Origin of the sequence: Kitasatospora sp. NPDC089797, assembly GCF_040684795.1 — a bacterium.
Lineage (GTDB): Bacteria > Actinomycetota > Actinomycetes > Streptomycetales > Streptomycetaceae > Kitasatospora.
Genome location: NZ_JBFBGS010000069.1, coordinates 33,553 through 46,886, shown reverse-complemented (window position 1 = coordinate 46,886; position 13,334 = coordinate 33,553). Strand labels below are relative to the sequence as shown.

General features: G+C 73.1%; 11 protein-coding genes. 5 read left to right on the top strand and 6 right to left on the bottom strand.

The window, feature by feature from the left end; genetic code table 11:
- Nucleotides 1-177 precede the first annotated feature (177 nt).
- Both AB0O91_RS37340 and tdh read right to left on the bottom strand, forming a co-directional pair.
- Entirely contained in the window at nt 178-1,371 is a 1,194-nt protein-coding gene (locus AB0O91_RS37340; protein WP_363442922.1) for a glycine C-acetyltransferase, read from the bottom strand.
- 28 nt (nt 1,372-1,399) lie between these two features.
- A complete protein-coding gene (gene tdh, locus AB0O91_RS37335; protein ID WP_363442920.1) occupies nt 1,400-2,428 on the bottom strand; it encodes an L-threonine 3-dehydrogenase in 1,029 nt (342 codons plus the stop codon).
- Between the two features lie 466 nt (nt 2,429-2,894).
- On the opposite strand from tdh, the gene AB0O91_RS37330 reads away from it, so the two are divergent.
- The gene (locus tag AB0O91_RS37330; RefSeq protein WP_363442918.1) at nt 2,895-4,343 is read left to right on the top strand and encodes a serine hydrolase domain-containing protein; all 1,449 of its coding nucleotides are present in this window, start codon (nt 2,895-2,897) and stop codon (nt 4,341-4,343) included.
- Between the two features lie 59 nt (nt 4,344-4,402).
- Here the strand turns inward: AB0O91_RS37330 and AB0O91_RS37325 are convergent, their stop codons facing one another.
- Nucleotides 4,403-5,464 (bottom strand): ATP-dependent DNA ligase, encoded by a 1,062-nt coding sequence (locus AB0O91_RS37325; RefSeq protein ID WP_363442916.1) that lies wholly within the window; start codon nt 5,462-5,464, stop codon nt 4,403-4,405.
- A 65-nt stretch (nt 5,465-5,529) separates the two neighbouring features.
- Between AB0O91_RS37325 and ligD the strand changes: the two genes are divergently transcribed.
- Nucleotides 5,530-6,540, top strand: coding sequence for a non-homologous end-joining DNA ligase (gene ligD / locus AB0O91_RS37320; RefSeq protein WP_363442914.1), 1,011 nt, complete (start codon nt 5,530-5,532; stop codon nt 6,538-6,540).
- Between the two features lie 41 nt (nt 6,541-6,581).
- Here ligD and AB0O91_RS37315 read toward each other — a convergent pair whose 3' ends face one another.
- The 3 genes from AB0O91_RS37315 to AB0O91_RS37305 form a co-directional block, all read right to left on the bottom strand.
- Nucleotides 6,582-7,076 carry a hypothetical protein gene (locus AB0O91_RS37315; protein WP_363442912.1) on the bottom strand — a complete coding sequence of 165 codons (495 nt, stop codon included), beginning with the start codon at nt 7,074-7,076 and terminating at the stop codon, nt 6,582-6,584.
- Between the two features lies 1 nt (nt 7,077).
- A complete protein-coding gene (locus AB0O91_RS37310; RefSeq protein ID WP_363442910.1) occupies nt 7,078-7,566 on the bottom strand; it encodes a hypothetical protein in 489 nt (162 codons plus the stop codon).
- Nucleotides 7,567-7,696: 130 nt separating this feature from the next.
- Nucleotides 7,697-8,896: an 8-amino-7-oxononanoate synthase gene (locus tag AB0O91_RS37305; protein WP_363442908.1), complete on the bottom strand. Its 1,200-nt coding sequence runs from the start codon at nt 8,894-8,896 to the stop codon at nt 7,697-7,699.
- Nucleotides 8,897-9,250: 354 nt separating this feature from the next.
- Here AB0O91_RS37305 and AB0O91_RS37300 point away from each other — a divergent pair, with 354 nt between their 5' ends.
- The 3 genes from AB0O91_RS37300 to AB0O91_RS37290 are packed head-to-tail and all read left to right on the top strand — an operon-like array spanning nt 9,251 to nt 13,258.
- On the top strand, nt 9,251-9,988 hold the full coding sequence (locus tag AB0O91_RS37300; protein ID WP_363442906.1) for a hypothetical protein: 738 nt from the start codon (nt 9,251-9,253) through the stop codon (nt 9,986-9,988).
- Complete coding sequence (locus AB0O91_RS37295) at nt 9,981-10,688, top strand: hypothetical protein (RefSeq protein WP_363442904.1); 708 nt, start codon at nt 9,981-9,983, stop codon at nt 10,686-10,688. Before AB0O91_RS37300 ends, AB0O91_RS37295 begins: the two co-directional genes overlap by 8 nt.
- A 59-nt stretch (nt 10,689-10,747) precedes the next feature.
- Nucleotides 10,748-13,258 (top strand): DUF3516 domain-containing protein, encoded by a 2,511-nt coding sequence (locus AB0O91_RS37290; protein WP_363442902.1) that lies wholly within the window; start codon nt 10,748-10,750, stop codon nt 13,256-13,258.
- Nucleotides 13,259-13,334: the final 76 nt, after the last annotated feature.

The following is a 13,334-nucleotide window of genomic DNA, read 5'->3' as shown; positions in this document are numbered from 1 at the left end:
GAGACGAGGGGGAGCGGCGCACGGCCGTCGCGCAGGACCACGGTGCCGCCGTCGGGGGAGCGGGTGGTGAGCACCAGCGTGCCGCCGCGCCGCACGGAGCCTGTGAGCCCGCGGGCCGGTCCGGTTCCGAGCGGTCCGGCCCGCGGGCGGTCGGTGGGGCGGTCAGGCCCTGGGCCGTCAGGCCTCCAGCGCGGCGCGCGCGTCCACGAAGGCCGCGACGGCGCGCTCGACGTCCTCGGTGGAGTGCGCCGCGGACAGCTGGACCCGGATCCGGGCCTGGCCGTGCGGCACCACCGGGTAGGAGAAGCCGATCACGTACACGCCGCGCTCCAGCAGCAGTTCGGCGAGCCGCCCGGCCTTGGCCGCGTCGCCGATCATCACCGGGGCGATCGGGTGGTCGCCGGGCAGGATCTCGAACCCGGCCTCGGTCATCTTCGAGCGGAACAGCGCGGTGTTGGCCGCCAGCCGCTCGCGCAGCTCGTTGGACTGCTCGACCAGGTCGAGCACCTTCAGCGAGGCGGCCGCGATCACCGGGGCCAGCGAGTTGGAGAACAGGTACGGGCGCGAGCGCTGGCGCAGCAGGGCGACGATCTCCCGGCGGGCGGCGACGTAGCCGCCGGAGGCGCCGCCGAGCGCCTTGCCCAGGGTGCCGGTGATGATGTCCACCCGGTCCATCACGCCGTGCAGTTCGGGGGTGCCGCGGCCGCCCGCGCCGACGAAGCCGACGGCGTGCGAGTCGTCGACCATGACCATCGCGTCGTAGCGGTCGGCCAGGTCGCAGATCTCGCGCAGCGGGGCGACGTAGCCGTCCATCGAGAACACGCCGTCGGTGACGATCAGGCGGCGGCGGGCGTCCTGGGTCTCCTTGAGCTGCTGCTCCAGGTCGGCCAGGTCGCGGTTGGCGTAGCGGTGGCGGCGGGCCTTGCTGAGCCGGATGCCGTCGATGATGCTGGCGTGGTTGAGCGCGTCGGAGATGACCGCGTCGCGGTCGTCCAGCAGGGTCTCGAACACGCCGCCGTTGGCGTCGAAGCACGAGGAGTAGAGGATGGTGTCCTCCTGGCCGAGGAAGGCCGAGAGGCGGTCCTCCAGCTCCTTGTGCACGTCCTGGGTGCCGCAGATGAAGCGGACCGAGGCCATCCCGTAGCCCCAGCGGTCCAGCGCGTCCTTCGCCGCGGCCAGCACCTCGGGGTGGTCGGCCAGGCCGAGGTAGTTGTTGGCGCAGAAGTTCAGCACCCCGCCGGGGCGGCCGCCGGAGGTGACGGTGACCTCGGCGCTCTGCGGGCTGCCGATCACCCGCTCCGGCTTGAACAGCCCGGCCTCGCGGATCTCGTCGAGGGTGGTGGCGATGTCGGCGCGCACGTTGTCGAACACGAACGGTCTCCTAGTCGGTCGCGGGGGCTCAGGCGGTCCAGTCGAGGATGATCTTGCCGCAGTTGCCGCCGGCCGCGTCGTCGAAGGCGGCCTCGAAGTCGTCGGCGGCGTAGCGGCCGGTGATCACCGGGCTGAGGTCCAGGCCGCCCTCCAGCAGCACGGACATCGCGTACCAGGTCTCGAACATCTCACGGCCGTAGATGCCCTTGATGGTGATCATCGAGGTGACGATCGAGGCCCAGTCCACCGGGAAGTCCTCGGCCGGCAGGCCCAGCATGGCGATCTTCCCGCCGTGGGTCATGTTGGCGATCATCGACTGCATCGCCTCGGGGCGGCCGGACATCTCCAGGCCGACGTCGAAGCCCTCGCGCAGGCCCAGCTTCTGCTGGCCCTCCTCGATGGTGTGCTCGGCGACGTTCAGCGCCAGCGTCACGCCGACCTTGCGGGCCAGGTCCAGGCGGTACGGGGAGACGTCGGTGATCATCACGTTGCGGGCACCGGCGTGCTTGGCGACCGCGGCGGCCATGATGCCGATCGGGCCCGCGCCGGTGACCAGCACGTCCTCACCGACCAGCGGGAAGGAGAGCGCGGTGTGCACGGCGTTGCCGAAGGGGTCGAAGATCGCGGCCACGTCGAGGTCGACCGGCACCCGGTGCACCCAGACGTTGGAGGCGGGCAGCGCCACGTACTCGGCGAACGCGCCGTCCCGGTTGACGCCCAGGCCGACGGTGTTGCGGCACAGGTGGCGGCGCCCGGCCAGGCAGTTGCGGCACTTGCCGCAGACCAGGTGGCCCTCGCCGCTGACCAGGTCGCCGATCGCGATGTCCGCGACCCCGGCGCCGATCTCGGCGACCTCGCCGACGAACTCGTGGCCGATCACCATCGGGGTCCGGATGGTCTGCTGCGCCCAGCCGTCCCACTTGCGGATGTGCAGGTCGGTGCCGCAGATGCCGGTGCGCAGCACCTTGATCAGCACCTCGCCGGGGCCGATCTCGGGCTTCGGGACATCGATCATCCAGAGGCCGGGCTCGGCGTTCTGCTTGACGAGTGCCTTCACGGGCGACGGCTCCTGACGTGCTTCGGGAACGGCCTTCGAGGGTTGCGGGGCCGTGGTGGCGCGGTTCGGCCGCTCCTGACGGGCACGCTCCGGCAGGCAGAAATCTGCCTGGTGGGAGGGGGTGCGGTCCATCGAGGAATTCTTAAGGGCGGCCACAGCTGGGCTAAACGATCGTGCCCGAGCAGCGGCCGGGGACGGCCGCGGCGTGCCGCCGCTCACCCGTCCGGCCGAGCGCGGGCCACCCGTCCCGACACCAACCGACCGCCCGGCCCGGGTACTTGACAGCGGTCGCCACCCGGGTTGGGGCAGTCGGCTGACGGCGCTCCCGTTCGGATCAGCCGGGCCCCGACCCGCGCGCGGCCGGGCCCCGACGGTGCTTACGGTGGCGACGCTCCGTGCGGCCCCGTGGAGCAGCGGCCGGTGTGCGCGCTCCGGGGCCCTTCGCCCCAGAGAGGCGCCTCGACCCATGACCAAGACCCGACGGCCGCGTCCGGCCGCCCCCCGCCCCGCCGGCCGCGCCGCCGTCCGCCGCGCCACCGCCGCCGCCCTGGCCCTGACCGGTCTGCTCGCGACCGCGGCCTGCTCCGGCTCCTCCTCCGCGCCGCGGGCCGACCGCCCGGCGCTGACCGCCGAGCCGGCCGCGCTCAGCCCCTCCGGCGGCCCGGGCTCGCCCGGCCCCTCCGGATCCGCCTCCAGCAAGGTGGTGCCGCTGACCTCGGACGTCACCGCCAAGCTGGACAGCGCGATCCAGCAGGTGATGAGCCAGGCCTCGATCCCCGGTGTGACGGTCGGCTACACCACCCCCGACGGCAGCTACCAGAAGTCCTTCGGGGTGGCCGACAAGAGCGCCGGCACCCCCATGTCGACCGACCTCTACACCCGGATCGGCAGTGTCACCAAGACCTTCACCGCCACCGCCGTGCTGGAGCTGGTCGACCAGGGCAAGGTCGGCCTGGACGACCCGGTCTCCAAGTACGTCCCCAACGTGCCGAACGGCGGCGGCATCACCATCCGCCAGCTCGGCGACATGCGCAGCGGGCTGTACAACTACAGCGACGACCCGGACTTCCAGCAGGCCTTCTTCAAGGACCCGAACCAGGTCTTCACCCCGGACCAGTTGCTGGCGTACTCCTTCAAGCACCCGGCGAACTTCCCGCCGGACAGCAACTTCGAGTACTCCAACACGAATTACGTGCTGCTGGGGCTGGTCGTCGAGAAGGCCGGCGGCCGGCCGCTGGGCGACTACCTGAAGGCCCAGGTGTTCACCCCGGCCGGGCTGACCAAGACGGTCTTCCCGACCGACGCGACCTTCCCGGACCCGCACGCCCACGGCTACACCGACCAGAGCGCGAGCGGGCAGCTCACCGACGCCACCACCTGGAACCCGTCCTGGGGCTGGGCGGCCGGCGCCGCGATCTCCAACCTGGCCGACCTGACCACCTGGTCCAAGGCACTGGCCACCGGGAACCCGCTGCTCAAGCCCGCCACCCAGGCCGAACGGCTCAAGGGGCGCTCCACCGGCACGCCGGGCATCGGCTACGGCTTCGGGATCTTCAACACCCACGGCTGGATCGGCCACAACGGCTCGCTGCCCGGGTACGAGAGCGTCGTGGTGTACCTGCCGGACGCCCAGGCCAGCCTGGTGATCCTGCTCAACACCGATGTGCAGTACCAGGGTGCGGAGCCGTCGACGCTGCTGGCCAAGGCGGTCACCCAGATCGTGTCGCCGAACAACGTCTACACGCTGCCCGCCACGGCCACCGCGCCGCCGAGCGGTACGGCGTCCGGCTCGCCCTCCGGTTCGGCGTCGGGCTCGGCGTCGGGCTCGGCGTCCGGTTCGGCCTCGGGGTCCGGCTCGCCGTCCACCGGCGCGACGGCCAGCGGCACCGCCCCGGGCTCGCTGCGCGTCTCCTGAACCCGCCGAGCACACCGAGGGCCCGACCGGGACGACCGGTCGGGCCCTCGCACTCCTCGTCAGATCCCCAGCACCTTGCCGAGGTCGTACGAGACCGGCTCCTCCAACTGCTCGTAGGTGCAGCTCTCCGGCGCGCGGTCCGGCCGCCAGCGACGGAACTGCGCGGTGTGCCGGAACCGGCTGCCCTCCATGTGGTCGTACGCCACCTCGACCACCCGCTCGGGGCGCAGCGGGATCCAGGACAGGTCCTTGCCGCCGGTCCAGCGGCTGACCGCCCCCGGCAGCCGGCCCTCGGCGTGCGCGGACTCCTCCGCCCAGGCGCCCCAGGGGTGTCCGGCCAGGTCGTCGGTGCGCAGCGGGGCCAGCTCCTCGACCAGTTCGCGACGGCGGGCCATCGGGAAGGCCGCGCAGACGCCGACGTGCTGGAGCCTGCCCCGGTCGTCGTGGATGCCCAGCAGCAGCGAGCCGACCACCGGGCCGCTCTTGTGCTCGCGGTAGCCGGCCACCACGCAGTCGGCGGTGCGCTCGTGCTTGATCTTGTACATGGTCCGCTCCCCCGGCCGGTACGGCTGGTCCAGCGGTTTGGCCACCACCCCGTCCAGCCCGGCGCCCTCGAACTCGGCGAACCAGCTCTGCGCCAGGTCGCGGTCGGTCGAGGCGGGGGCGGTGAACACCGGGTCGGCGGCGTGCGCGAGGGCCGCCTCCAGGGCCGGTCGGCGCTCCGAGAGCGGCCGGTCCACCAGCGATGCGTCGCCCAGGGCGAGCAGGTCGAAGGCGACGAAGGAGGCGGGCGTCCGCTCGGCGAGCAGCCTGACCCGGCTCGCCGCCGGGTGGATCCGCTCCAGCAGTTCCTCGAAGCGCAGCCGCCCGTCCCGGGCGATCACCACCTCGCCGTCCAGCACGCAGCGCGGCGGCAGCTCCCGCCGGAGGGCCTCGACCAGCTCGGGGAAGTACCTGGTCAGCGGCTTCCCGGTGCGGCTGCCGAGTTCCACCTCGTCGCCGTCGCGGAACACGATCGTGCGGAAGCCGTCCCACTTGGCCTCGTACTGCATCCCCGGCGGGATCCTGGCCACCGACTTGGCGAGCATCGGCGCCACCGGCGGCATCACGGGCAGGTCCATGCGTCCGATCCTCGCCCCGTTCGCCCCGGGGCGCGCGCCGGGCGCGGCGCCCTTAGCGTGGGGGGATGGGCGCAGCCGTGGAACTGGAAGTCGCCGGGCGCACCGTCCGGCTGTCGAACCCTGACAAGGTCTACTACCCCGAGCGCGGCTTCACCAAGCTGGACGTCGCGCAGTACTACCTGGCCGTGGCCGACGGGGTGCTGCGCGGACTGCGGGACCGGCCGACCACCCTGCAGCGCTTCCCGGACGGCGTGGACGGCGAGTTCTTCTACCAGAAGCGGGCGCCCAAGGGCCTGCCGGACTGGCTGCCCACCGCCCGGATCGAGTTCCCCAGCGGCCGCTCCGCCGACGAGGTCTGCCCCACCGAGCCCGCCGCCGTGCTGTGGGCCGCCAACCTGGGCTGCCTCACCTTCCACCCCTGGCCGGTGCGGCGTTCCGACACCGACCACATCGACGAACTGCGCATCGACCTGGACCCGCAGCCCGGCACCGACTTCCACGACGCCGTCCGCGCCGCCCACGAACTGCGCGCCCTGCTCGCCGAGTTCGGGCTGCGCGGCTGGCCCAAGTCCTCCGGCGGGCGCGGCCTGCACGTGTACGTCCCGCTGGTGCCCGAGTGGACCTTCACCGACGGCCGGCACGCGGTGATCGCCCTCGGCCGGGCGCTGGAGCAGCGGATGCCCGGCCGGGTCACCACCGCCTGGTGGAAGGAGGAGCGCGGCGAGCGGATCTTCGTCGACTACAACCAGATGGCCCGCGACCGCACCATCGCCTCCGCCTACTCGCTGCGCGCCCGCCCCCGGGCCACCGCCTCCGCCCCGCTGCACTGGGAGGAGCTGGACGACGCCTCCCCCGAGGACTTCGACCTGCGCACCCTCCCCGCCCGCTTCGCCGAACTCGGCGACCCCAACGCGGAGATGGAGGAGCACGCGTTCCGGCTGGACGCCCTGCTGGAGCTGTACGACAAGCAGCTGCACGACGAGGGCCTCGGCGAACTCCCGTACCCGCCCGACCACCCGAAGGCCGCCGGCGAACCACCCCGGGTCCAGCCGAGCCGGGCCCGGAAGAAGCCCTGACGCGGCGGAGGCCCTCCGCCCCCGCACTGTTCACCGCCCGGTCAGCGCGGAGGCCCCGCCGCCGCCCCGGGGCGCCCGAAGCGGACCCGGTCCGCCGAGTGGTCGTACCAGAGGAACGGGCCCGTACCGCGGTCGGGCGTCGGCACCGACCGGCCCAGCCGCCGCCCGACCTTGGCCAGGAAGCCGCACAGCACGGCCAGGCCCTCCTGACCGCCGAGTCGCTCCACGTTGATGCCGAGGTCGATCCGCTCCGCGCTGCGGAACCGGAGGACGACCGCCACCTCCGGGCCCGGGAGCACGCTCAGCACCGGCCGTGCCGCCCCGTGCGGCCAGGACAGGATCTCCTCGGCCCGCGGCAGCGGCATCTCGAAGCAGCCCACCAGGAACGTCCGGTCCCAGCCCCGCTCCACCACCAGGTCGAGCAGCGCCTGCCAGTCCGCCACCGTGGTGTCCGCGACGCCCTCGCCGGGCAGCCACCCGTCGGAGGCCGGGTCGAGCAGCCACCCGGCGTGGTCCTCCCGGCTCGGCCCGAACACCTCAGTCCCCCTCCGGCGTCCACAGCACCCGCACCCGGTCGGCGTCGGGGTCGTACCCGAGGAACGGCGCCCGGGTGTCGCCCTGGAAGTACAGCGGGACCGGCTTGCCCAGCCGCCGCCCGATCGCGGCCAGGAAGCCGCACAGCACGTCCAGCCGCTCCTGGCCCTGGAGTTCGCGCAGGTCCAGGTCGAAGTCGATCTCCTGCTCGCCGAGGAACCGGAAGATCGCGCAGACCTCCGGGGCGGGCCGGACCTGCAGGGTGGGGCACTCGGCGTCGGCCGTCCGGGACAACACCGCCTCCGCCCGGGGCAGCGGCAGCACCGCGGCCCCCTCCGCGTACTCGACGGCCCAGCCCCGCTCCACCACCAGATCGAGCAGCGCCTGCCAGTCCGCCACCGTGGTGTCGGGGACGTACCCGTCGGGCAGGCAGCCGGATTCCGAGGGGTCGAGCAGCCACGCCACGTGGGCGTCCCACGGCAGATCGGTCATGCCGACATCCTGCCCGGCAGGGCACGGGCCGCCGAGCGGTTTTCGGCGGCCCGGACCGTACGCGGTCCGCGGAGCTCGGTCGCGCACCGCTCGACGTTCTCGGCCCCCGACCTCACGCCCTGATCCGCGGTCAGCCCCGGGCGGCCGGTGGGGCCAGGTCAGCGATGGTCCGGACGGCCTGGACGATCTGAGCGTCCGTGAGGTCCGCGCGGGCGGTCAGCCGCAGCCGGGAGATGCCGTCCGGGACGGACGGCGGGCGGAAGCAGCCCACCGCGAGGCCGGCCCGGCGGCAGTCGGCCGCCCAGGCGAGGGCCTCCTCCGGGCCCGGGGCGCGGACCGAGACCACGGCCGCGTCCGGCTCGCAGGCGTGCAGGCCCGCCGCGGTCAGCCCGGCGGCCAGGGCCCGGGCCACCTCGCGGGCCCGCTCGGCGCGCTCCGGTTCGGCGCGCAGCAGGCGCAGCGCCGCGAGGGCGGCGCCGGCCGCCGCCGGGGCGAGACCGGTGTCGAAGATGAAGCTGCGGGCGGTCTCGGTCAGGTGCCGGATCACCCGGCGCGGGCCGAGCACGGCGCCGCCCTGGGAGCCGAGCGACTTGGACAGGGTGACGGTGACGACGGTGTCCGGCTGTCCGGCCAGCCCGGCCGCGGCCGGCGCGCCGCGGCCGCCCGCGCCGAGCACGCCCAGCCCGTGCGCGTCGTCCACCAGCAGCGCGGCGCCGTGCGCCCGGACCGCCTCGGACAGTCCGCGCAGCGGCGCGGCGTCGCCGTCCACCGAGAACACCGAGTCGGTCACCACCAGCGCCCGCGGCTGCGCCCGCCCGGCCAGCGCCTCGGCGACCGCCGCCGGGTCGCTGTGCGGCGCCCGGTGCACGTCGGCGCGGGCGAGCCGGCAGCCGTCGATCAGCGAGGCGTGGTTGTAGGCGTCGGAGACGATCAGGGTGTCCGGGTCGGTCAGCGCGGTGAGCGCGGCCAGGTTCGCCGTGTACCCGGAGGAGAACACCAGCGCGGCCTCCGTCCCGCAGAACTCGGCCAGCTCCCGCTCCAGTTCGGTGTGCAGCGCGGTCGTGCCGGTGACCAGCCGGGATCCCGTCGCGCCGCCGCCCCAGCGCAGCGCCGCCGCCCCGGCCGCCCGGGTGACGGCCGGGTGCCTGGTCAGCCCGAGGTAGTCGTTCCCGGCCAGGTCGAGCACCGGGTCCTCGGCCGCCCGGCTGTTCAGCGTGCGGGTCAGCCCGGCGTCGGCCCGCAGCGCGGCGGCCTCGTCGAGCCAGTCGAAGACGTCTGCCGGGGCGGGTGGGGCGGCGGGGCGGGGCTGGGACGCGAGGGGGTGGGCCATGCCCGGCACTCTGGCACGGGCCGCGAGACGGCGGCAATGTGCGACTCGGCACAACTGACCGGCGGATTCCTGTCGGCGTCCTCACCGGTTCACCCCGCGTGAATACCGAAAATGCCGAATCGACCGTTCCGCATTCTCATTCGACCGTTCCCGTCCGATTCACCGACGGAGCGTCGATGAATTCGATACGCTCCGTGCTTGTCTCCCTTGGAGGACAGGCACATGCCAAAGTTCGAATTCGATCGTCGAATGCGTCCCCGGCACTTAGCCGGCACGGCCGATTCGGCCGGGACAGCGAGACGACCATTCCCGGCACCGGCCCCCACACCCTCGATACGGACGGAAAGCTGAACCATGGTCGACGTCGCGCACATCGTTCCGAACCCGTCCGACGCCGCACGGCCCCGGCGACGCTGGGTGCCCTGGTCGGTGGGGGTCCTCGGGGTGTCCCTCATCGCGGGCAGCGTGCTGTGGGTGTGGCGGCCGTGGCAATCCCTGGAGATTCCGCCCAGCGCCTGCTGGTCGGCGCTCTCCGGATCGGACCTCCGACCGCTCGCCGGTACGCACGGAAAGGTTTCCGAAGTCGCACCGCGCCCCCGGATCCAGACCCCGGCCTCGCCGGAGGAGAACGAGATCCGCAGCAATGCGTGCCACCTCTCCTGGCACGGCGAGGACGGCCGCCAGGGCCGCATGCTGGCCGTGCGGGTCGAACCCGCGTGGAACGGCATCGAGGCGGACCGCGCCCAGGATTCCGCGCACGACCGCCGGGTGACCGCACTCGACGGCGGCCCCGGCGCGACCTGGCTGGCCACCGCCGACGGCAGCCACCGCGTCCGGCTGTACGTGCGCTGCGACTTCCAGGTCCCCGCCGGGAACGACCCCAAGCGCAAGGCCCCGCCGTACTTCCGCGTCGACGTCGGCAGTGACGCGGCCTTCGCCTCACCCTCCGAGCAGAACCGCCAGGCGTACGGCGACATCGCGCTGAAGATCGCCCGGGCCGCCGCCGCCGAGTACCAGTGCGCCAACCAGGTGCAGCTGCCCGCCACCGCACCGGCGCTGCCCGACCTGGTGCAGGAGAAGACCCATGGCTGAGCGCCCGCGCCGGCGCGCGCTGCCGGCCGCCCTCGGCGCGGCGGTGCTGGCCGCCGGCCTCGGCGGCGGCACCTGGTGGTGGCGGGCCACCCAGTCCGTCGACGTGCCCCGCGACGCCTGCTGGAACGCCTTCACCCACGACGACCTCGCGGCACTGTCCGGCAAGGGGCACGAGGCCGTCGTCTGGCAGGGGAAGGACCGGCTCGACAGCCGGGACGCGCTCGCCGATCCGGTCTGCGCCGTGGACTGGAAGGGCGACGACGCCCGGACCCACTGGGTCGCGAAGATCGAGGTCGCGCACGCGGACGAGCGGTTCCAGCGGGCGAAGTCCGACGCGGAGTCCCTCGGCTGGGCGCCGGTCCGCCCCGCCCAGCTGGCGTTCGGCGCCGACGCCCAGGGCTGGCTCTTCCACGACGGCACGGTGCAGTTGCTGCTCCACTGCGTCACCCCGAGCCCGACCGCCACCACGGCCGCCAAGCCCGGTGCACCCGCCACACCGGCCGCCAAGGACGCCGCCACCGCGCTCGCGTACCGGAAGATCACGATCACCGGCGACCGGGGGTCCGCCGGGACCCCCGCCGCCCGGGTCCACCAGATCCGGGTGGACGCCGCGCTGCGCACCGCCCGGGAACTGGTCCGCGCCCAGGGCTGTACCAACGACCCCCAACTGCCCGGGCAGCCCCCCACCGCACCGTTCTGACGCCGCCGCCCCGCCCCCGGGCTTTGCCCGGGGTGGCGGCGAGCAGGCAAGATAGCCCGGTGACCCTCCTTGATCTGATGCCGAAGCCCGCCACCCCCGATGCGCTGTACGAGACGTTCGCAGCCTGGGCGGAGGAGCGCGGGATCACGCTCTACCCGGCTCAGGAGGAGGCCCTGATCGAGCTGGTCTCCGGGAACAACGTGATCCTGGCGACGCCGACCGGCTCGGGCAAGTCCCTGGTGGCGGCGGGCGCCCACTTCGCGGCGCTGGCCGAGGGGCAGCGGACGTTCTACACCGCACCGATCAAGGCGCTGGTGTCGGAGAAGTTCTTCGACCTGGTGAAGATGTTCGGCACCGAGCAGGTCGGCATGATGACCGGCGACGCGAGCGTCAACCCGACCGCGCCGATCATCTGCTGCACGGCCGAGGTGCTGGCCCAGATCGCGCTGCGGGACGGCCTGCGGGCGGACATCGGCCAGGTCGTGATGGACGAGTTCCACTTCTACGCGGAGCCGGACCGCGGCTGGGCCTGGCAGATCCCGCTGCTGGAACTGCCGCAGGCGCAGTTCCTGCTGATGTCGGCGACCCTCGGCGACGTGCGCCGCTTCGAGGAGGACCTGACCCGCCGCACCGGCCGGCCGACGACCGTGGTGCGCAACGCGACCCGCCCGGTCCCGCTGTTCTACGAGTACCGCCGCACCACCATGCACGACACCCTGGAGGAGCTGCTGACGACCGGTCAGGCGCCGGTCTACGTCGTGCACTTCACCCAGAAGGAGGCGGTGGAGCGGGCGCAGTCGCTGATGAGCATCAACATGTGCTCGAAGGCGGAGAAGGACGCCATCGCCGAGCTGATCGGCAACTTCCGCTTCACCACCAAGTTCGGCCGCAACCTGTCCCGGTTCGTCCGCCACGGCATCGGCGTGCACCACGCGGGCATGCTGCCGAAGTACCGCCGACTGGTCGAACGCCTCGCCCAGGCAGGCCTGTTGAAGGTGATCTGCGGGACGGACACGCTGGGCGTGGGCGTCAACGTGCCGATCCGCACGGTGCTGTTCACCGCGCTGTCGAAGTACGACGGGCAGCGCGTGCGGATCCTGCGCGCCCGGGAGTTCCACCAGATCGCCGGGCGGGCCGGCCGGGCCGGCTTCGACACCGTCGGCCAGGTGGTCGCCCAGGCGCCGGAGCACGTGATCGAGAACGACAAGGCGATCGCCAAGGCCGGGGACGACCCGAAGAAGAAGCGCAAGGTGGTGCGGAAGAAGGCGCCGGAGGGCTTCGTCGGCTGGACCGAGGAGACCTTCGAGAAGCTGATCGCCGCCGACCCGGAGCCGCTGGTCTCCCGCTTCAAGGTCAGCCACGCGATGCTGCTGTCGGTGATCGGCCGCCCGGGCAACGCCTTCGAGGCGATGCGCAAGCTGCTGACCGACAACCACGAGGACAAGGCCGCCCAGCGCCGCCACATCCGCACCGCGATCGCCATCTACCGCTCGCTGCTGGAGGGCGGCGTGGTGGAGCGGCTGCCGGAGCCGGACGCCGAGGGCCGGATCGTCCGCCTGACCCTGGACCTCCAGGAGAACTTCGCGCTCAACCAGCCGCTGTCCACCTTCGCGCTGGCCTCCTTCGAACTCCTCGACCCGACCTCGCCCTCGTACGCGATGGACGTCGTCTCGGTCGTCGAGGCGACCCTCGACGACCCGCGCCAGATCCTCGCCGCCCAGCAGAACAAGGCGCGCGGCGAGGCGATCGGCGAGATGAAGCGCGACGGCATCGAGTACGAGGAGCGGATGGAGCGGCTCCAGGAGATCACCTACCCGAAGCCGCTGGAGGAACTGCTCACCCACGCGTACGAGGTGTACCGGCGGGCGCACCCGTGGATCGGCGACCACCAGCTCCAGCCCAAGTCCGTGGTGCGCGACCTGTACGAGCGGGCGATGACCTTCTCGGACTACGTCGGCTTCTACGAACTCGCCCGCACCGAGGGCATCGTGCTGCGCTACCTGGCCGGGGCGTACAAGGCGCTGGAGCAGACCGTCCCCGAGGACGTGAAGACCGACGACCTGAAGGACGTCATCGCCTGGCTCGGCGAGCTGGTCCGCCAGGTCGACTCCAGCCTGCTGGACGAGTGGGAGCAGCTGGCCAACCCGACCGAGGCGGCCACCGCCGAGGTCACCCTGGACGACAAGCCGGCGCCGGTCACCGCCAACGCCCGGGCGTTCCGGGTGCTGGTGCGCAACGAGATGTTCCGCCGGGTCGAGCTGTGCGCCCTGGAGCACTGGAACGAACTCGGCGACCTGGACGGCGAGTACGGCTGGGACGCGGACCGCTGGGCGGACGCCATGGACGGCTACTGGGACGAGTACGACGACCTCGGCACCGGTCCGAACGCACGCGGCCCCAAGATGCTGATCATCGAGGAGGAGGACTCCGCCTGGAAGGTCCGGCAGATCTTCGACGACCCGGAGGGCGACCACGACTGGGGCATCAGCGCCGAGGTCGACCTGTACGGCTCGGACGAGGAGGGCCGCGCGGTGGTCCGGGTGACCGCCGTGGACCGCCTCGGCGGCTGACCCGCCGTCGGTGGACGACCGCCTGGGCCCGGTGCGCGTGCGCACCGGGCCCGGGTCCGTTCGGGCGCGCGGGACC

What these genes read in the sequence shown, in the direction of transcription:
- AB0O91_RS37330 (WP_363442918.1), top strand. Translation starts at nt 2,895, where the DNA reads ATGACCAAGACCCGACGGCCGCGTCCGGCCGCCCCCCGCCCCGCCGGC.
- AB0O91_RS37325 (WP_363442916.1), bottom strand. Translation starts at nt 5,464, where the DNA reads ATGGACCTGCCCGTGATGCCGCCGGTGGCGCCGATGCTCGCCAAGTCG.
- ligD (WP_363442914.1), top strand. Translation starts at nt 5,530, where the DNA reads ATGGGCGCAGCCGTGGAACTGGAAGTCGCCGGGCGCACCGTCCGGCTG.
- AB0O91_RS37310 (WP_363442910.1), bottom strand. Translation starts at nt 7,566, where the DNA reads ATGACCGATCTGCCGTGGGACGCCCACGTGGCGTGGCTGCTCGACCCC.
- AB0O91_RS37305 (WP_363442908.1), bottom strand. Translation starts at nt 8,896, where the DNA reads ATGGCCCACCCCCTCGCGTCCCAGCCCCGCCCCGCCGCCCCACCCGCC.
- AB0O91_RS37300 (WP_363442906.1), top strand. Translation starts at nt 9,251, where the DNA reads ATGGTCGACGTCGCGCACATCGTTCCGAACCCGTCCGACGCCGCACGG.
- AB0O91_RS37295 (WP_363442904.1), top strand. Translation starts at nt 9,981, where the DNA reads ATGGCTGAGCGCCCGCGCCGGCGCGCGCTGCCGGCCGCCCTCGGCGCG.